Source organism: Vibrio sp. B172a, from assembly GCF_030248355.1.
In the GTDB taxonomy this organism is placed as follows: domain Bacteria; phylum Pseudomonadota; class Gammaproteobacteria; order Enterobacterales; family Vibrionaceae; genus Vibrio; species Vibrio owensii.
The window spans coordinates 432,716-452,089 of record NZ_JAHGAC010000001.1 but is presented as its reverse complement, the minus strand read 5'-3'; the positions used below and the strand labels follow the sequence as shown (position 1 = coordinate 452,089).

The 19,374-nt window shown below is 46.6% G+C and carries 14 protein-coding genes; 3 read left to right on the top strand and 11 right to left on the bottom strand.

Annotation, left to right across the window (positions count from 1 at the left end):
* Positions 1 to 44: 44 nt before the first annotated feature.
* Positions 45 to 704, bottom strand: coding sequence for an HAD family phosphatase (locus KIT90_RS01910; protein ID WP_285374791.1), 660 nt, complete (start codon positions 702 to 704; stop codon positions 45 to 47).
* Between the two features lie 343 nt (positions 705 to 1,047).
* On the opposite strand from KIT90_RS01910, the gene KIT90_RS01905 reads away from it, so the two are divergent.
* The gene (locus KIT90_RS01905) at positions 1,048 to 2,649 is read left to right on the top strand and encodes a long-chain fatty acid--CoA ligase (protein ID WP_009706349.1); all 1,602 of its coding nucleotides are present in this window, start codon (positions 1,048 to 1,050) and stop codon (positions 2,647 to 2,649) included.
* Positions 2,650 to 3,303: 654 nt separating this feature from the next.
* Entirely contained in the window at positions 3,304 to 4,725 is a 1,422-nt protein-coding gene (gene tnaA, locus KIT90_RS01900) for a tryptophanase (protein ID WP_020196079.1), read from the top strand.
* 99 nt (positions 4,726 to 4,824) lie between these two features.
* Here tnaA and KIT90_RS01895 read toward each other — a convergent pair whose 3' ends face one another.
* A complete protein-coding gene (locus KIT90_RS01895; protein ID WP_285374789.1) occupies positions 4,825 to 6,408 on the bottom strand; it encodes a BCCT family transporter in 1,584 nt (527 codons plus the stop codon).
* A gap of 292 nt (positions 6,409 to 6,700) precedes the next feature.
* On the opposite strand from KIT90_RS01895, the gene KIT90_RS01890 reads away from it, so the two are divergent.
* A complete protein-coding gene (locus KIT90_RS01890) occupies positions 6,701 to 9,109 on the top strand; it encodes a glycoside hydrolase family 2 protein (protein WP_285374787.1) in 2,409 nt (802 codons plus the stop codon).
* A 75-nt stretch (positions 9,110 to 9,184) separates the two neighbouring features.
* On the opposite strand, the gene KIT90_RS01885 is transcribed toward KIT90_RS01890, so the two are convergent.
* The 9 genes from KIT90_RS01885 to KIT90_RS01845 form a co-directional block, all read right to left on the bottom strand.
* Entirely contained in the window at positions 9,185 to 9,838 is a 654-nt protein-coding gene (locus tag KIT90_RS01885; RefSeq protein WP_171369968.1) for a LuxR C-terminal-related transcriptional regulator, read from the bottom strand.
* Positions 9,838 to 10,653: a helix-turn-helix domain-containing protein gene (locus tag KIT90_RS01880; protein ID WP_061007572.1), complete on the bottom strand. Its 816-nt coding sequence runs from the start codon at positions 10,651 to 10,653 to the stop codon at positions 9,838 to 9,840. The genes KIT90_RS01885 and KIT90_RS01880 overlap by 1 nt, the downstream gene beginning before the upstream one ends.
* Before the next feature lie 66 nt (positions 10,654 to 10,719).
* The gene (locus tag KIT90_RS01875; protein ID WP_005441440.1) at positions 10,720 to 11,736 is read right to left on the bottom strand and encodes a GGDEF domain-containing protein; all 1,017 of its coding nucleotides are present in this window, start codon (positions 11,734 to 11,736) and stop codon (positions 10,720 to 10,722) included.
* 372 nt (positions 11,737 to 12,108) lie between these two features.
* Positions 12,109 to 12,363 (bottom strand): hypothetical protein, encoded by a 255-nt coding sequence (locus KIT90_RS01870; protein WP_005441438.1) that lies wholly within the window; start codon positions 12,361 to 12,363, stop codon positions 12,109 to 12,111.
* 147 nt (positions 12,364 to 12,510) lie between these two features.
* Positions 12,511 to 13,737, bottom strand: a complete 1,227-nt coding sequence (gene gltS, locus KIT90_RS01865; protein WP_005441437.1) for a sodium/glutamate symporter — start codon at positions 13,735 to 13,737, stop codon at positions 12,511 to 12,513.
* A 217-nt stretch (positions 13,738 to 13,954) separates the two neighbouring features.
* Positions 13,955 to 14,494, bottom strand: coding sequence for a disulfide bond formation protein B (locus KIT90_RS01860; RefSeq protein WP_041056611.1), 540 nt, complete (start codon positions 14,492 to 14,494; stop codon positions 13,955 to 13,957).
* Positions 14,495 to 14,506: 12 nt separating this feature from the next.
* Positions 14,507 to 14,662, bottom strand: a complete 156-nt coding sequence (locus tag KIT90_RS01855) for a DUF5993 family protein (protein ID WP_005429588.1) — start codon at positions 14,660 to 14,662, stop codon at positions 14,507 to 14,509.
* 160 nt (positions 14,663 to 14,822) lie between these two features.
* Positions 14,823 to 16,307, bottom strand: coding sequence for an efflux transporter outer membrane subunit (locus tag KIT90_RS01850; protein ID WP_285374777.1), 1,485 nt, complete (start codon positions 16,305 to 16,307; stop codon positions 14,823 to 14,825).
* Between the two features lie 2 nt (positions 16,308 to 16,309).
* The gene (locus KIT90_RS01845) at positions 16,310 to 19,366 is read right to left on the bottom strand and encodes an efflux RND transporter permease subunit (RefSeq protein WP_285374776.1); all 3,057 of its coding nucleotides are present in this window, start codon (positions 19,364 to 19,366) and stop codon (positions 16,310 to 16,312) included.
* Positions 19,367 to 19,374 lie beyond the last annotated feature (8 nt).

The window sequence follows — 19,374 nt, the reverse complement described above, 5'->3', positions numbered from 1 at the left end:
TTAGAAGCCCTACTGCTTGAGTGGGGCTCTTGTCTTGCCGCCTTTTACCCCCAACTTAACACAGTCCAATTCGGTCTATCGGCGTGCTCTTTTAAGCGAGGGCATGGATTGACCAGATAAGCGTAATCCGCGCATTCACACAGTGGTAAGTCGTTGATCGAATCAGTATAGAAATGGATGTCTGAGTAGGTCTCAGGTTGAGCCTCTAACAACTGTTTTAAGCGTGTAACCTTGCCTTCGCGATAACTCGGGATGCCTTCTATTTCCGCGGTGTAGCAGTTGCCTTGCTCGACTAAATCAATGCCGAGAGCATTAGGAATACCGATACGTCGACCAACTGCTTCAACCAAAAAAGTGACGCTGGCAGAGATGATGATCATATCAATCTCATCACGAGACAGTTGTTTAATCAGTGTTTTGGCTTGAGGGAATTGTTTAGCCAGAATATGGTTTTCAACGCACTCTTCCACTAAGGCTTTGACCTGTTCAATAGGCATGTTTTCTAGCGGCTTCATGGAGAACGTTAGGTAATCTTCCATGTCCAGTTTGCCTTCTGCGTATAAGCCCATTAGACGCTTATCTTCCTCAATAAAGTTAGACGCAGTGGCGATGCCTTTCTCGACCATAAATTCATTCCAAATCATTGCGCAGTCAGCGTTGATTAAGGTTTCATCCAGATCAAAAACATACAAAGGCTTGGACATAGTTGGCTTCTCACAGTTTGGATTGAGGTCGATGTAACGTGTCGGTCAGTATAGAGCGAGGTTTACGAGTGTGGGATGTATGCTAACGACAAACTGTGACGGTTTCGTTGCACTTTTTCTGACCATGACAAAACTTAATGATTAAGTCGTGGGATGAAGCATTTCTGACTTGGTGATAGAAGGCTACAATACAGGGGTACTTTAGAAACCGCGTACTTTAGATATATGGCGTCTTTCGAACCTGATCTCAATATTGTGTACTGAATACAGTCTTGTCTTTGAGTGATAATAGCGCCATTCGCGCAAAGCGAACGTTAAGAAAAATACAAAAAGAATCCCCGATATGAACCAGTATGTAAATGATCCATCCAATTATCAGTTGTTAATTAAAAACTTGCTGTTTTCCCCAGTGGCTTTCAACCCCGAGCAAGAAATCGTCTACGCAAATCACCGTCGTCACAGCTACAAAACGTTTCATGACCGTGTGAGACAGTTTGCAAACGCGCTAACCAGAATGGGCGTAAAGAAAGGTGATACGGTAGCGGTAATGGATTATGACTCACACCGTTATCTTGAATGCTACTTTGCCATCCCGATGATTGGTGCAAAGCTGCACATGATCAACGTGCGCTTGTCTCCAGAGCAGATCCTTTACACCATCGACCATGCGGAAGATGACATTATCCTGATCAACGAAGAGTTTCTGCCAATTCTGGATCAGATCAAAGGTCGTATTGATACGGTGACGCGTTATGTGGTTTTACGCGATAACGATGAATGTGAATACGAGCGTCTTCTGGAGCAAGAAAGCACCGAATACAACTTCCCTGATTTCGATGAAAACACCATCGCGACCACTTTCTACACCACGGGTACGACAGGCTTCCCTAAAGGCGTGTTCTTTACTCACCGCCAACTGGTTCTCCACACCATGGGCATATTGAGCACCATCGGCACCAATGCGTCGCAAGGTCGACTGCATCAAGGTGATATCTACATGCCGATAACGCCAATGTTCCACGTCCACGCATGGGGACTTCCGTACATGGCGACCATGCTTGGCGTGAAACAAGTCTACCCGGGCAAATATGTCCCAGATGTTCTGCTTAACTTGATTGAACAAGAGAAAGTGACCTTCTCACACTGTGTGCCAACCATTCTGCATCTGCTGTTGAGCTCACCAAAATCCAAGTCTATTGATTTCTCTGGTTGGAAAGTCGTGATTGGCGGTGCAGCGCTACCAAAAGCGTTGTGTAAATCAGCCCTTGAGCGCGATATTGATGTGTTTGCGGGGTACGGCATGAGCGAAACAGGACCAATTCTGTCTATTGTTCAACTGACTCCAGAGCAGCTTGAACTCGACCTAGATCAGCAAGCGGAATACCGCTCTAAGACTGGTAAGAAAGTCGCGCTGGTGGAAGCTCATATTGTCGATGATGAGATGAACAGGCTTCCACACGATGGTGAGAGTGCAGGTGAGATTGTTGTTCGTGCGCCTTGGTTAACGCCAAGCTACTACAAAGATAACAAGAACTCTAAAGCCTTGTGGCGTGGTGGTTACCTACACACTGGCGATGTCGCGCATATCGACAATGAAGGCTTTATCAAGATCACTGACCGCGTAAAAGACATGATTAAGATTTCTGGTGAGTGGGTAAGCTCTTTAGAGTTGGAAGACATTCTGCACCAGCATCAGGCCGTGTCTGAAGTCGCTGTAATTGGCATGCCACACAACAAATGGGGCGAGGTGCCGCTAGCGTTGGTGACGTTAAAAGACGATGCAGAGATGACTGAGAAAGAGCTGTTAGGTTTTGCGAAAGACTTTATCAGCAAAGGCATTCTTGCCAGAGAAGCGTTACTACTAAAAGTGAAGCTGGTGGACGAGATCGCCAAGACCAGTGTCGGTAAAGTGGATAAGAAAGAGCTGCGTAAACTTCACCTGTAAGTTGTGAAGCTTTTTGAATCCACCCCATAAAAACGGCCCCGATACAGATTATGTGTCGGGGCCGTTTTTATCCAAGCAAGCGATTCAAATTATGCCATTTTTTCTGTGTAAAAGTGACTGCGAGCCATTGCATAACTAGGCTGTTTTTTTGTGATTCTATTCTCATATCCTTGATGGCACGAGCGTGCAGCGATTGTGGCGGTTAAGGTTTAGTGTTAGTAATAACGACGAAATAGACTAGAAATCAACCAATGCTAATTCGTGATTAAGCTTGGTTTTGGGGGAAACGCAACTCATGTGTTTTCATTTATTGACTGCTTGAAGAGGATGTAAGATGCGTATGCCTTTATTGATGCGACACAAGCAGTGCTCAAGCTCTATTGCTTGGTACACGCGTGATCCGCAACGTGCCTATCTTTCTAAAATCTACCTTTCTTAATGCAATTCGACTTTAACAGCAGAGCCCGTTTTAACTGATCGTTGAACTGTGTAATACGGTCGTTGTAGCGCTGACTAAGCGAACCCTTCGCTGAGTTTGCTGTTCAAAAGTTATCTCTCTTTAGAACAATTAATTGCTATTAAATTAGTGCGCACATTTGTACTTTTCGCTTATGGAAGAGACGTGTGCGACTATCTGGAAGTAAGGTATTTTTGATGGAAAACTTTAAACATTTGCCAGAACCGTTTCGTATTCGTGTCGTTGAACCCGTAAAAAGAACAACGAGAGCGTATCGTGAACAAGCCATTTTAGAGTCAGGAATGAATCCATTTCTGCTTGAAAGCGACGATGTGTTTATTGATTTGCTTACAGACAGTGGTACTGGGTCGATCACTCAAGATATGCAGGCCGCCATGTTTAGAGGCGATGAGGCATACAGCGGCAGCCGTAGTTATCATGCGTTGGCGAATGCAGTGAAAGACATTTTTGGCTACGAGCTGACGATTCCTACTCACCAAGGCCGTGGTGCGGAACAGATTTACATTCCGGTCTTGATCGCCAAACGTGAAAAAGAGAAAGGACTTGACCGAACCAAAATGGTCGCATTGTCGAATCACTTCTTTGACACCACTCAGGGGCATACACAAATCAATTGCTGTGTGGCTAAAAATGTTTACACGGAAGAAGCGTTTGATACTTCAGTCAATGCTGATTTCAAAGGCAATTTTGATATCGATAAGCTTGAGCAAGCGATTCTTGATGCCGACCCGAAAAACGTTCCTTATATCGTCAGTACAATTACGTGCAACTCTGCCGGTGGCCAACCTGTTTCTATCGCGAACTTAAAAGCGGTGTATGCCATTGGTCAGAAATACGATATTCCTGTCATCATGGACTCAGCTCGATATGCAGAAAATGCTTACTTTATTCAGCAGCGTGAGCCGGGCTACCAAGATTGGTCGATTGAAGAGATCACATTCGAGAGCTACAAATATGCTGATGCATTAGCCATGTCTGCAAAGAAAGATGCAATGGTTCAGATGGGCGGATTATTGTGTTTCAAGGATGACAGCTTTATCGACGTCTACAACGAATGTCGAACTCTGTGTGTTGTGCAAGAAGGCTTTCCTACTTACGGCGGTTTAGAGGGAGGAGCGATGGAGCGCCTTGCTGTTGGCCTTTATGACGGGATGCGACAGGAATGGTTGGAGTACCGTATCGCTCAGATTCAATACTTGGTCTCAGGGTTAGAGGCGATAGGTATTGTCTGCCAGCAAGCCGGTGGTCATGCGGCGTTTGTTGATGCAGGGAAACTTCTACCGCATATTCCGGGTGATCAATTTCCTGCTCATGCTCTGGCGTGTGAGTTGTATAAAGTTGCTGGTATTAGAGCGCCGGAGATTGGCTCACTATTGCTCGGACGAGACCCTGAAACAGGCAAGCAATTGCCTTGTCCTGCGGAGTTTCTACGCCTGACTTTGCCAAGGGCGACTTACACTCAAACGCACATGGATTACGTTATCGAAGCATTCCAAAAAGTGAAAGAGAATGTACATAATGTCAAAGGTTTGGAGTTCACTTACGAACCGCCGGTCCTGCGTCACTTTACTGCTCGACTCAAAGAGATCGGGTCGTAACTTACCTTGCGTAATGAAGCGGCTATTGCAATGGCTCAATAAGAAACAAGCGCCTTAATAGGCGCTTGTTTTATGTTTGTGTGGTAAAAGCTTATTTGATTAAACCAAACCTTGCTCTTTTGCCATGTGGTTGGCGATGCTTGGTGCTTTCCAGATGCTTGGTAGCAAAATGAAAGACACGGGTACGGCAGTAATCACGATGAAAGACTGCAATGCAGAGATACCGCCTGAGCCCATCGAGATAAGCGCGATAGCCACCACACCCATCATTAAGCCCCAGAACGAGCGAATCACGGCATTTGGCTCTGCTGAGCCTGTCATTACCACACTGATGGTGTAAGTCATTGAGTCACCGGTTGTAACGATAAACGTCGTGGTCAGGATCAAGAACAATACCGAAATCACCATTGGGAATGGCAGTTCAGAGGTAATCGCAAGCAGAACCGCTGGTAGGTTAAAGCCTTCAAATGCGGATGAAATCAAACCTGGGTTTTCTAGCTCGAATGCTAAACCACTGCCGCCAACAATACTGAACCAGAAACAGGTAATCAGAGGTGCAGCGATGCTGATAGAAAGGATCAACTGACGAATGGTACGGCCGCGTGAGATACGCGCGATGAAGATTGCCATCATCGGTCCATAACCAATAAACCAGCCCCAGAAGAATACTGTCCACCAACTTAGCCATTCTGTGTCGCCACGGTAAAGCGCCATAGGGAAGAAGTTATCCACCATACGGCCAATGCCTTGCACGTAACCATCGACAATAAAGCTGGTTGGGCCGAAGAACAGGATGTAACCAATTAGAGCCACAGACAAAATGATGTTGTAACGGCTCACAAGCTGGATGCCTTTGCTCACGCCGCTTAGCGCTGACAAGGTGTACATTAGAATTGCAGCCACAATCACCATGCTTTGAGTGATGAAGGTGTCTGGCAAACCGAATAGCGAGTTCAACGCGTAACTGATCTGCAGACCTAAGAAGCCAATTGGACCAATAGTGCCAGCAGCTACGGCGATAATGCTGCAGGCGTCAGCCACGTCACCAATCCAACCGTTGATCGCTTTGTCGCCAAACACTGGGTAAAGCAGAGTACGCGGTTTTAGTGGTAAGCCTTTGTCGTAATGAAGGTGCATCAACACCACAGAAGAAAGACAACCTAAGATTGCCCAAGCAAGGAAGCCCCAGTGCATGAAAGACTGAGAAAGTGCATTGATTGCAGATGCTTTTGGTGATGCTTCACCGTATAGAGGCGGCGCAGAAACAAAGTGCGCGATAGGTTCAGCTGCGGCCCAGAAAACACCGCCGCCCGCGAGTAGGGTACAAAGTACGATCGACAACCATTTAAAGGTATCGATATCTGGTCTCGCTAAACCACCCAAGCGCACGTAACCCGTACGACCTAGCGCGATAGCCAAACCAATAAGGAAATTCAGTAGGAGTAATACTTGCCAGAAGGCACCGAAGTATTGAGTCGCAAACCCGAAGCCTGCGTTAACCATTGCGGTCAGAGAGTCTGTATTCGTCAGAGCAAGCAATACAAACACGGTGAGGAAGCTACCACTTAGCCAGAATACTGGGTTGGTGAGTTCAAGACGCTTAAGAAGGGAAGGAGGATGAATCGCAGAATAGTCTGCCTCCTGAATAGGAGCATGAGAGGCGGCGTTCGTCATATTTGACATAATTACTTCGCTTTTTAGGGCTCGGAAGCCGTGCATTTCCCTCACACAAATGGCTCGAAAAGTGTGAGGATGATCAAAAAGCCGCTGATACTAGCACGTTGAGATGCTCAATATAACCGTGAAACCGGATTAAATGTCGTTTTCCTAGCCAAATTACTGATTTTTGGTTAGAGAATTTTTACGTGAAGTGCGCCGCATTTCATACGGAAATGACATTCCCCTTATTCTTGTAGGGACACTGCAAGATTACATTGAGCCAACCTGTTCTAATAAAAATTAAAGGTCTTACCCTATGGCTCATTTTGAACTTAACGGAACGTGGCAACTTACCTCGCCACAGCGTCCAGATATCGATATTCCTATGACTTTGCCCGGTGACAATGTATCCGCATTGTTACAAGCGGAGCTCATCCCGAATCCCTATTTTGCTGATAATGAAGCGAAAGTTCGTTGGATTGAAACTTGTGATTGGCACATTTCACGCGAGTTTGATGTCGATGATTCTGTGCTTTCTGCCAAACAAGTGTGGATGACGCTCACCCGTGTAGACACCTTAGCGACCTTTTATATCAATGGTGAGCAAGCACTAACTAGCAGCAACATGTTTGCCCAGCAACGTATTGATATCAAACCTTACTTAAAACAAGGCACTAACACGATTCGAGTTGAGTTTGCCCGAGTGGATTTAGAAGGGCTAGAACGTGCGCAGAAATTGCCTTTCCCGATTCCTTCGGCGATGGGGAACAACCAGATCCCGCACATGAACTTGATTCGCAAAACCCAATGTCACTCGGGGTGGGACTGGGGTATTTGTTTGATGGTGTCTGGTATTTATGACCCGATTAAAATTGATGTCATAAACGATGTGTGGCTCAAAGGATTCTCTACAGAGCAACAATGGCAAGCTGACGGTAGCGTGCTAGTTGATGTATTAACCGAAGTAGAAACCGATACTCAACCTCATGAAATTTCGATTGAATTCGATGGTCAGCACCAATCGATTCAAACCGAAGGTAGTGGTCACTATCACTGCCAGTTCCATATTTCCAAGCCAAAACGCTGGTGGCCTGCGGGTTATGGTGAAGCACACCTATATCCGATAACAGTCATTTGTGGTGAGCAATCACTGACACGCACGATTGGTTTGCGTGAGCTGAGCCTAAACAACCAAGTTGATGAGCATGGCTCGGCGATGGAGTTTGTCGTCAATGGCGTGCCAATCAATGCTAAGGGTGCAAACTGGATTCCTGTGGACGCTATGCCAGGGCGTGAGTGTGAAAGCCGCTATCGTGCACTTCTGCAAAGCGCAGTCGATGCCAATATGAACATGATTCGTGTCTGGGGTGGTGGCCAATATGAGAGCGAAACTTTCTACCACCTGTGTGATGAATTAGGTCTGTTGGTTTGGCAAGATATGATGTTCGCTTGCTCACTGTATCCATCTGATGATGATTTCTTGAAAGATGTGGAACAAGAGTTGCGATTCCAAATCCCACGTTTGAAAGAGCACCCGTCGATTGCACTGTGGTGTGGTGATAACGAAGTGATTGGTGCGATTGGTTGGTACGACGAATCCAAGCACAACAAAGTCAAATACACAGTGAATTACGACCGTCTGAATCGAATGATAGAGCAGGTGATTGGTCAGCAAGATGATTCACGCCGTTTTTGGCCAAGCTCTCCTTGTAACGGTGAGTTGGATTTTGGCGATGCATGGCATGATGATAGCAAAGGCGACATGCATTTCTGGGACGTTTGGCACTCAGGAAAATCGTTTAATGCTTATCTAAACATTAACCCGCGTTTTTGTTCCGAGTTTGGTTTCCAATCTTGGCCTTCGTTTGCTGAAGCAAAACAGTTCGTACCAGAGCAAGATTGGAACGTCACCTCACCAACATTTGAGCAGCACCAAAAGAACCCCCGCGGTAACAGCATCATCACGGAGATGTTTACTCGCTATTTCCGTTTCCCTTCCGGCTTTGAGCAAATGTTGTACCTCAGCCAAGTGCAACAGGCGATGGCAATCAAAACCGCTTGTGACCACTGGCGTGCGATCTCTCCAATATGTCGTGGCATGTTGTATTGGCAGCTCAACGACAACTGGCCAGTGAGTTCTTGGTCTAGTTTGGAGTACAGTGGCCGTTGGAAGCAATTGCATTACCACGCGAAACGCTTCTTTGCGCCGCAGTATTTGGTGTTTTCAGAACACACGGGCAAGCTGAGCCTCCATTTGCTCAATGATGCCAAAGACCCTGTTGATGTGAGTGCGCAATTACATTGGGTGAACTGGCAAGGTGAAGTGAAGCAAACTTGGTCGCTAGAGCACACGGTTTCTAGCGACAGCAATACCGTCGTTTGGCAGTTGGATGAGGCACTTGATTCGTCTGAATTGAAATCGGGTTTCTTCTACGTGGACGGGCAAGTAGGGCAAGAGAGAATCACCAACACTTGGTTTAGTACTCACGAACTAAAAATATTACCGATGGAAAGCGCCAAGATTGACGTAACGATTGAAGCTAACAAAGTCACACTCGTCGCAGATAAACCAGCGTTCTTTGTTCATTTGGAGTGTGACACCGCAGGACGCTTTGACGACTCAAGCATCACGCTATTGGCGAACCAACCTGTCACTGTAGAGTTCTTAGGTGAAGATTTAGCAATGATGGCAGAATCGCTACGCGTCTATCATTTGATGCAATAAGAGAGCTCAAGTGAGCCGAAGCACTGCAAACGCATAAAAGGGGGCCTCCGTGCTCCCTTTGTTTTTGGACGAGGACTAGAACAAGTTACGTTTTGCCCAAGCGACCGCTTGCATTCGGTTCTTCACTTCCAGTTTGCGGAAAATGCTATACAGGTGCGATTTCACTGTGTGTTCACTGACAAACAATGAGTCTGCAATATCAAGGTTAGAGCCGCCTTGGCACAGGGCGGTCAGTACTTGCATTTCTCGACGAGTGAGTTCAATTTCGAGTTTCGTATCCAGCTCAGTAACCGTGTGGTTAAGATTTACTAGATAGCCAAGCAGTCGATTGAGAATGTCTCTAGAGAGCCAGTTCTCCCCACTCAGAATACCTTTCAAGCCTTTGATTACCTTGTCGAAGTCATCTTCAAAATAGAACAAGCCTTTGAGGTTTGACCAAGTGAGCAGGCTCTCCACGCCCAAATTCGGCTCAGCATTCACCAACACCGTTGCATCGACATGTTCCAGTTCACTGAGCGTCATTTTGACCTCCGATAGATCGGGCAGGGAACTGTCGACGATCGCCATGTAGTGCTCATCTCTATAGTGAGGTAATTCTACTTCAGCCCCTTTTGCTAATAGCACTGGTTGTCCGAGTTGCTGCTCAATGGCCGATTGTAAGCCTCGACCTTGTATATTATTGAAGGTAAACAATAAGATGGTACTGTTGGTTGCGTTGTTATTTATCATTAGTGGGCCTCCTGTCGAGACTGCATAAATTCATTTCCTACTTGATGGAAGCGATAGAGCACCAGATCTAAGAGTCCATCAAAGCAATGCTTCACCATGGGGTTCTCGAATATGTGTGTCGCGGGGGCTTTAAAAAACGTGACCCGCCGGTGGTGGTAGAAATCCCGTATGAAAATGTCGAATAGAAGTTGTTTAATTACGGGCTCATGAACCGGAAAATGGATGATGGCATTGCCCATAACTTGGATGATGTCAGTCACCAAGAATTTCAAAATTGAGCGCCCTAAATGCCATAAGCTGAGAATCCGAAATTCAGACCTCAGCTCTTGATAAATCAAATGTCCAACTAACATGCCCTTGCAATAGTAGAGGCGAGCCTTGCTGGGGGATTCACCAAACTGGTTGAGCGTGTCCTCTACACCTCCGGGGGTAATTAACTGCTTGTGGACGGCGTCAATCTGTTCGAACTCTGAATCGCTGATTTGGCTGAGAGAACAACTTTTCACATCGGTAACCTGATACTCATAAACAATGTCTTTAAAGCTCAAATAGATGTTTTTACTTTGCGAGGCTTTTATCCGTTTATACTCGCTGGAAGTGTATTCATACTGCTCACCGATATAGTGAGAGAAGGCGAGTCGCTTTAACAAACTCGGTGTGACTTTTCCGCTTTCCCACTGACTTAACGTGGGTTGGTTTAAGCTTTCAAAAGCGCTGTAACTCCTTGCTAAGTCGTCCGCCAATTGACCTTGAGTTAATCCCCTCTCCTTTCGAACTGCAGCGACCGCATGCGAAAATTCTAACTTGCTAACCATATATCTACGTCCTGAACTCATTATATTTTTTGATTGCTTCGAAGCGGCTCGGACCGAGCCAAAACTCTATGTTCTTGATTTTTTAGTGAGGTACATCATTTGGTCTGCGTGCTGGATTAAGGAGTCACTACAGCTCCCTTCATAAGGGAAGCGCGCGACACCGACACTCAGACCGATGTGAACGTTTTGAAAATGGATAAAAATAGGTGCACTACATGCTTGGTGCAGCAAAGACTGAAACTGTTCTAAATCCTTTGTATGTTCTAGCTCGGGTAGACAAAGAATAAACTCATCGCCACCAATTCTCGTTGCGAACTGGCCATCACTTAGTAGATGCAAAATACGTTGGGCGGTAATGCGTAAAACCTTGTCTCCGGCATCATGCCCGAATTCGTCATTCACGGCTTTAAAGCCATCCAAGTCGATATAAAACAGAGTAAACGGTTGAGCACGCTGTATCTGTCGTTCTATCAACTGATTGCCTTTAAAGCGGGAATAACACCCTGTTAGCTCGTCAATCTCGAGCAGTCTTTCTAGTTTTTCAACTTGTTCATATTGGGTTTGCCATGCGCTGTGCCAATAGCTCTCAATAGAGCGCAACCCTTTGTAAATAAATAGGTTGAACAAGTACAGAAACGTACTCCGAATGGAGAACTCACTTAAACCCTGTAGTTTAAACAGGTCGTTGCCTGCGGTTATCAAATCAATGTTAAAGCAAACTGCCATTGATAGGGTGTATGTGATTAATGACCAAAAAACACCGAACTCAATTAAGGCTAAAAGAAGGTTTATTGTGACTAATGACGAAAAGAGGAAGTGGCCGCCTAAGAAGTAGTACAGGTAGAAAGTGAGGGTGTAGCCGAGGATCAGAGCAATGACGACAGAGCGATGTCTTTGCTCAAATGCGAACGTTCGCCCCACCCAAAGGTAGGTAAAACAAGCAACCGCGGATAACACGTAAGGAAGGTATACAACATAATTAACCCCTCTGATTGCACAAGCGAATAGGGTAATAAGAATCCCCAAACTTGTAGAGCGCATGTAGTAGCGCGTAAAGATTTTGGTGAACTGCGTTCTGTCCATAGTTATGTCTCAAAGGAACAGCAAATAATGGGCAGTCAGAGATAGGGTTCAGTATGGATTGAGTGTGGATAGAGAACGTGAGAAACAAAGAATTTGCACCGCATGAATTTGGAAATGCGAGGCGCATATGCTTTTTCGGGCGTTTTTCTCGTCTGCAAGCGACACTGCATTTCATAAAGATGCTCGATACCTACTGCCGTTTTTATAAACTATTCTATGAGGCGAGGTTGCATAAAACTATACGGTTTTCGGGAAAATGCCCCGATCTCAATATGTCCGCATAAAAAGTGGGTTAACAGCAAATTTATCGAGGAAAAACTAATACTTAAGTGCTATGAGGTGTGAGTGAAATCAGTCTTAAGTTTGAGATGTCTACTTGAGTTTTTGATGGATGCGGTAACCGGTTGCATAACCAAGATAAAACAGCGCTGCGAGCGTGACGAACGCAGAAATGTAGGCAATAAAGTGATTCAAACCTAATCCAAAAGACAAGGTGAATGCAATGCCATTCACGGCTTCCATCGGGATCTTGTACCAAGACGCATGCACGGTCGATCCAAATAGAATAAGTGTGCCAATTAAAAAGAGTGTGCCAATGGAAAGGCCAACCCATCTACTGCTGTTCATGTTCATCTCAAGAGTTACTGACTTCGTAACAAAATATTTCAAGAGAAACATTATACAACTGAGTGAGGGGGGAAGTGGTAGCAATATTTGCATGAATATGACAAGAGGCCACCGAAGTGACCTCTTTTTAACCAGATGGCGTCTTAATTATCCAATCCAATTAATGAAGTACGGAATGATAAGAGCATTGGCTAAATCGATGAAGAACGCACAAACCAAAGGCACGATAATAAACGCCTGATGCGAGTTACCGTATTTCTGAGCAACTGCAGACATGTTGGCCATAGCGGTTGGGGTAGAACCCAAAGATATGCCGCCAAACCCAGAGCACACTACAGCAGCGTCGTAGTTTTTCCCCATCAATGGAAAGACGACAAATATCGCGATACAAATTGCCACCAGGAACTGCGCACCAAGAATGATAAAAATAGGTCCAGCCAAATCGACCAAAGCCCATAACTGCATGCTCATCAGTGACATGGCCAAGAAAGCGCCCAACGCCATATCCGCAATCAACGCCACCGCTGGTTTTCTTGCTGGCCAACGAGTGCCTGTAAGGCGAGGGTAAGAGGCGGGAATAAGGTTAGAAATCAAGATACCGGCGAACAAACAGGTCACAAACAACGGCAATTCAAGCCCCAAACTGCTTACGCCTTCGTTCAAAATCGCACCCAAGATAATACAAACATGGATTGCTAACATCGCATCTAAGAAGTCATAAGCATTGATAGACGGTTGCGGTTCATCCTGCGCCGTACCCACGTCCATTTCTTCCACTTTAGCTGGCTTTAGGTTGTGTTTGTTGATCAGGTATTTTGCAATCGGGCCGCCCATCAAGCTTGCTAAAATTAAGCCAAACGTTGCACTTGCGATGCCAATTTCCATTGCGGTATCAAGATCGAATATTTCAGCGATGCGAGGTGACCACGCAATCGCGGTGCCGTGTCCGCCGATCAGAGACACCGTTCCGCTCAACAAGCCCACCGCTTCTGGTTGATCTAACATGGTCGCAATTCCAATGCCGGTGAGGTTTTGAATTAACATATAACCGATGGTGACCGACAGCAGGATCAATAATGGCTTACCGCCTTTGAACAGATCTTGCAGACTGGCGTTGATGCCGATGGTGGTAAAGAAATACACCAACAACAAGTCGCGGGTAGCAAGATCAAATTGGACATCGATTTGAGTGACGTAATGGATAACGGCGAACAACACCGATACCAAGATGCCGCCGGAAACCGGTTCAGGAATACTGAATTCCTTTAAGAAACTGCTGGCTTGGGTTAGGCGTCTGCCTAAAAACAACACGATGATCCCGAGGGTCACCGCGAGAAAAGATTCGACTTGTAATACACCGTCGACAAAGTTCATAACCACTCCTGCTTTGGTAAAACATGATGAGAGAATTAATCGGTACGTTTATCTCTAAACATACTGACATGTTTGTATGACATCCAATTGCATACCAACGAATTTGAACCAAGTCGGATTGTGCTGAGAATCGTATTTTCGTAACCGATAGAAAAGAGGAGTAATACAAGGTCACATGTACCTATGCATGACTCCTCTTGCTTCGACTAAGGGCTCGTTAGTTAAATAGCCAGTAGCTTTCTGGATTGTCTGGACATTGATAAGGACCACATTCGGCAAAAGTCCCAATCACATTGAGTGCCACAACAGAAATCGCTAGCAAACATGTGATGCGACCTAGATTGCTCATTTCGTAGGGTTCTGGAGACTCCTCTTTACTGGTGAGCATCAGAATAACGGCGACCGCGAAAATGGTGGCAACAAACAACACAAACGCCCAAGTGTAATAGTGCATCCCGAAGATAGGGCTACCGTATCCCGGCGTACCGGGAATCACGTGTAAAGAGACTTGTCTCAGTGACGTAGCGACGCCATAGAGTGCGCCAATAAGGACCACACCATAATGTCGAGGCTGCGGTCCATACACCACGTTCAACAAGAAGCCGAACATGATCATGATGAAGCCAATGCGCTGCAATAAACATAAAGGGCAAGGCAACTCATTCAGTACAAATTGCAGAACAAAGCCAATCAGTAGAACGGCTGTCATGCCCAGTAAACCAAGGGTATTGAGTAAAGCCAGATAGTTTCGATTCATGTGCAATCCCCCTTACAACAAGATGGAAAGAGGGTCGGTGGCGTGATGATTGAACCAATACAGTCCAATGATCACCGAGGAAGCAAAGAAGGCATAGCCCACCGCTTTCTTACCTAAAAATGCACTGAGCATCGCAATCAATAACAGCAAAAAGATTAATGTCATCATGAGGGAGTTCCTTCCTTACTCTCTGATTTCAATCCTTTTAACTATAGGAAACGCGAGCTAATGCGCGACTTTATGCACAATAAAAAAGAGGAGGGGTTAGATTCGAGGTCCCAGATGAAGCTAACCCACTCCCCCAAAATCGTTACTTAATTCATTCGGTTTAACTTTGTGGAGATTGCTCTAATGCCCAATCGCCACCCAATGATTTGTAGAGTGCGACAGTGACCTGAGCTGTTTGCAATTTGGCTGCGATTTGTCGATCTTGCATCATGCGTTGTTGGCGCTGAGCATCCAGTACCGACAAGTGGTCAATCAAACCAGCACGGTAAAGGGATTTGGCTTTCCCCACGGCTTTATCTGTCGCAACCAGAGCATCATCAATACGACGCTGATTCTCTTGGCTTCTGCCATACGCAAATAGGGTGGAATCCACTTCAGCAAAAGCCGAATCTACAGCGTGTTGGTAAGTCAGTGTTGCTGCGTCAAAACGAGCTTGGTTGATGTCCTCTAAAGCATCGCCACGACCACCATCAAAGACATTCCAACTGATGCCAGCCGCGCCAACCCAGCCGAAAGAATCACTGCTAAACAGATCATCAAAGCTAGAGGCGGACACACCAGGAGCACCGGTTAAGAAGAACTTCGGATATTGATTGGCAATACTTGCCGCAAGTTCTTCATTGATGGCTGCCATTTCTCGCTCCGCTAAGCGGATATCAGGGCGACGCTGGAGTAAGTCTGAAGGTAATCCGATTGGCACGACATTCTGCATTGCTGGTACACCTTGAGTCTCTGCAAGTCGCACTTCGACTTTCGATAAAGGCTCACCAAGCAGTACCGCGATACGATGCTTGTGTACTTGCTGCGCGATTTCCAGCTGAGGAATGATTGATTCCATCGCTGCAAGCGTCGCTTTGGCTTGCGCTAAATCGAGATCCGAGCCATAACCGCTACGAACCACTTTCTCGACCAAGTCCATGGTTTTCCTTTGGTCTTCAAGGTTTGATTTGGCTAAGTCGAGACGCTCGCTTGCTCCTTGATACTGCAAGTAGTTATGAATCAAATCCGCAGTAAGCAAAGTCGTCAGCCCGCTTTGATAAATCTCTGCTTGCTCAACACGAATTTGGGCGGCATTGGATTGACGATCAATGCGACCAAACAAATCCAATTCCCAAGCGATACTCGCTCCGGCAAACACACCATCATGCTGGTTGTCCAACAAGGTTGTATTGCCAATTTGTGGTGGTAGGCCAGCGGCGGAATCACCAATCGGGTTCAGCGCTGGGCCAAGCAGTGAGTCGTTCTTACTCAGCTGATAATTGACGTATCCGGCACCGACATTGATGGTCGGCACCTTGAATGACTCAACAACGCTCTTATAGCTGTCTGCCATTTTGATGCGCTCTGCCGCAACCTTAAGCGGAATGTTTTGGCTTTGCATATCAAGCACCAAATCGTTCAACGTTGGGTCGTTAAACTCTGTCCACCAAAATGGTTCTGTCTCTGCATTGCGGCTGACGCCATTTTGGTCAGCATACAAATAAGTTTCTGCCATGCTGGTGGTTGGCGTTTGATAGTCTGGCCCAACGGCACAACCGGATAAACTTATTGCCAATACTAGTGGCGCGATAACGAACTTTCTCATGATTACGCCTCCTTCAATTCAGCGTCAGTTTGCGTTGTTGGTGATTTTTCTTTGTATGCTAAGCGATACAGTGCCGGCATGATGAACAATGACAACACGGTCGCTGCCGCCAGACCGCCGATGATGGTCGCGGCCATTTGGTCGAACAAGAGATCCGATAGCAGCGGGATCATGCCGAGTGCGGTTGTTAGTGCACCCATCGAAATCGCCATGGTGCGGTTAACGGTGGCTTCTTTGATGGCATCCGATAATGGGCGGCCATTCGCTCGTTCCAACTCAATTTGGTCCATCAACACAATGCCGTTTTTAATGATCATGCCCGTCAGGGTGATGGCACCAATCAACGCCATAAAGCCGAATGGTTTATCAAAACCAAGCAGAGCAAAGGTGGCACCGGTAGCCGCCAAAGGCAGTGTGGCTAGAATGATGATCGGTTGCTTAAAGCCGTTAAACATTGCGACCAGAATGATCACCATGATCAGCATGGCTTTTGGTAGCTGTTTAAAGATGTCAGTAACCGCTTTGTGTTCATCGTAGTATTCGCCGCCCCATTCCAAGCTGTAGCCGGCTGGCAAAGGAATCGCTTCGATTTGATCTTTCACCGCGTTGCGTACTCTTGCTGGTGTGGTTGAACGCTCAACACCTGCTTGTGCTGTGATGGTTTTGACGCGATTGCGGCGCCAGATCATGCTCTCTTCTGGTACTAGCTCAAAGCCATCAACCACTTGTCCTAGAGGCACACTATGCATGCCAAGTAGCGAACGCACGGGCAATGTTTCTAGTGACGCCATGTTTTGCGACGTGCCACGCAGCTGAATTGGAATCAACTCGTCATTAAGGTTCATCTGACCTAGTGGCATGCCATCAGAAGCGCGTTTCAGCGCAAAAGCGATATCTGCACGGTTAATGCCAGCTTGGCGCATCTTGTCTTGATTGATGATGGGTTTGAGCACCTTGCTTTCTTGACGCCAGTCATCACGAACGTATTTGGCATCCGGGTGAGTAGCAAAAATGGCTTTCGCTTGATCCGCCAGTTGGTGCAACACCGCTTCATCAGGGCCAGAGAAGCGCACTTCTACCGCATACTTGTCTGAGGTCGCCAGTTTTAGTGCTCTAAAGCGAGGTTCGGCATCCGGGAAAGTGTTTTGCAACCACTTATCACCACGTTCAACAAGTTGGCTGATGCTTTCGTAATCTTTGGTGTTAATCAATATCTGCCCGTATGCAGGATCAAGCGGCTCTGGTTCTACGGTCACCGAGAAGCGCGGTGCACTTGCGCCCATGTAGCTAGAGATGCTTTCTACTTCTGGTTGCTTGAGTAGCCATTGTTCTACTTTGCGCATGTCTGCTGAGGTTTGCTCGATCTTGGCGCCATTCGGTAGCCAGTAATCAAGGAACACGATAGGGCGATCCGATTGCGGGATAAAGTTCACCGCCACGTAAGGCACGGCAACAGCAGTCACTAAAAGCAGAGGAATCAATGCTGTCAGCGCTTTCATTGGGTGATCAACCGTCCAAAATACCAATTGCTTGTAACGGCTTGGCTTTGCATCTTCATCAATAGGTGTTGGTTTGATGAACATCCAACACATCAGCACGGTAAAGGTCATCGCGACCAACCAAGACAAAAGAAGCGAAGACGCTACGATGTAGAACACTGAACCCGCAAACTCGGCTGAGTCAGTTTTGGAGAACAGAACCGGACTTGCACCCATGATGGCAATGACGGTCGCGCCAAGCAGAGGGACGGCGGTTTCTTTGAACGAATCAATAGCAGCACGTGTGCGCTCGATGCCTTTGCTCAGTTTTACGATCATCATGTCAGTGATCACGATGGCGTTGTCTACCAACATACCTAGAGCAAGAATGAAGGTACCTAGCGAGACTCGGTGCAAATCAATACCCGCGATATTCATGTAGACCAGCGTGAGCAGGATAGTCAGCAATAAGCTCGAGCCCACAATTGTCGCGCTCTTAAAGCCCATGAAGACCAACAGCACCACAAACACAATGCCGACACTTTCAAGTAGGTTACCGACGAAGTCATCAATCGCTTTTTGCACTTCTTCAGGTTGGTAAGCCACAGTAGAAATATCAACGCCAAGTGGCAGTGTTTGTTGGTAGTTTTGGATGATGTCGCGAATAGTGTCGCCGAGTGAGACCACATTAATGCCTTCAACAGGGCTGACCGCTAGCGTCACCGCAGGCTCACCATTAAATCGGCTTTCTGTTAGTGCTGGTGTTTGGTAGCCCATGGATACATCGGCGATGTCACCTAAGCGAATCAAGCCTGTACCTAGCTCACTCACGCCACCTTTGATGACCAAATTGCGAATATCATCTAATGATTGAAATTCACTGGTTTGAGTGATGCGAATGCGCTCGGTGCCAGCATCGAACTTGCCTGCTTCAAAGGTCATGTTCTGTGTGCTGAGTTGGTTCCACACCTGCGCGACAGACAAGCCATATTGAGCCAGACGTTCGTCAGGCATATCAATGTAAACCACTCGTGGTTGCACGCCGTGTAGCTCAATCTTCTTGATGCCTTTTACGGCTTTGATTTGGCGTTGCAATTCTTCTGCATAGCGGCGTAACTCTTCTGGTGCGGCGTCTTGGCTATGGATAGAGAAAAGCATGCCATACACTTCAGAGAACTCATCCTGAACAATGCTGATTTGCGCTGTAGATGGCAGTTGCAGTTTTACGTCGTCGACTTTGCGGCGCAGTAAATCCCATTGCTGCGGAAGCGCTTTGGAATTGAGGCTCTCTTTCAAGTCGACAAATACCATTGACATGCCCGGACGAGACAATGAGCGCAGGCGATTCAACTCGGCCATTTCTTGCAGCTTGGTCTCAATGGTATCGGTGACTTGTTGTTCCACTTCTTCCGCCGAGGCGCCCGGATACAAGGTGACAACGACGGCGGTTTTAACCGTGAAGCTAGGGTCTTCCAACTTGCCTAAATCGAAGTAAGAATACAGCCCTGCCACCACACTTAAGGCGATAAAGAACAACACGAAAGTGCGCTGTCTTATCGCGAATTCAGCTAAATTGATCATGATTCGAA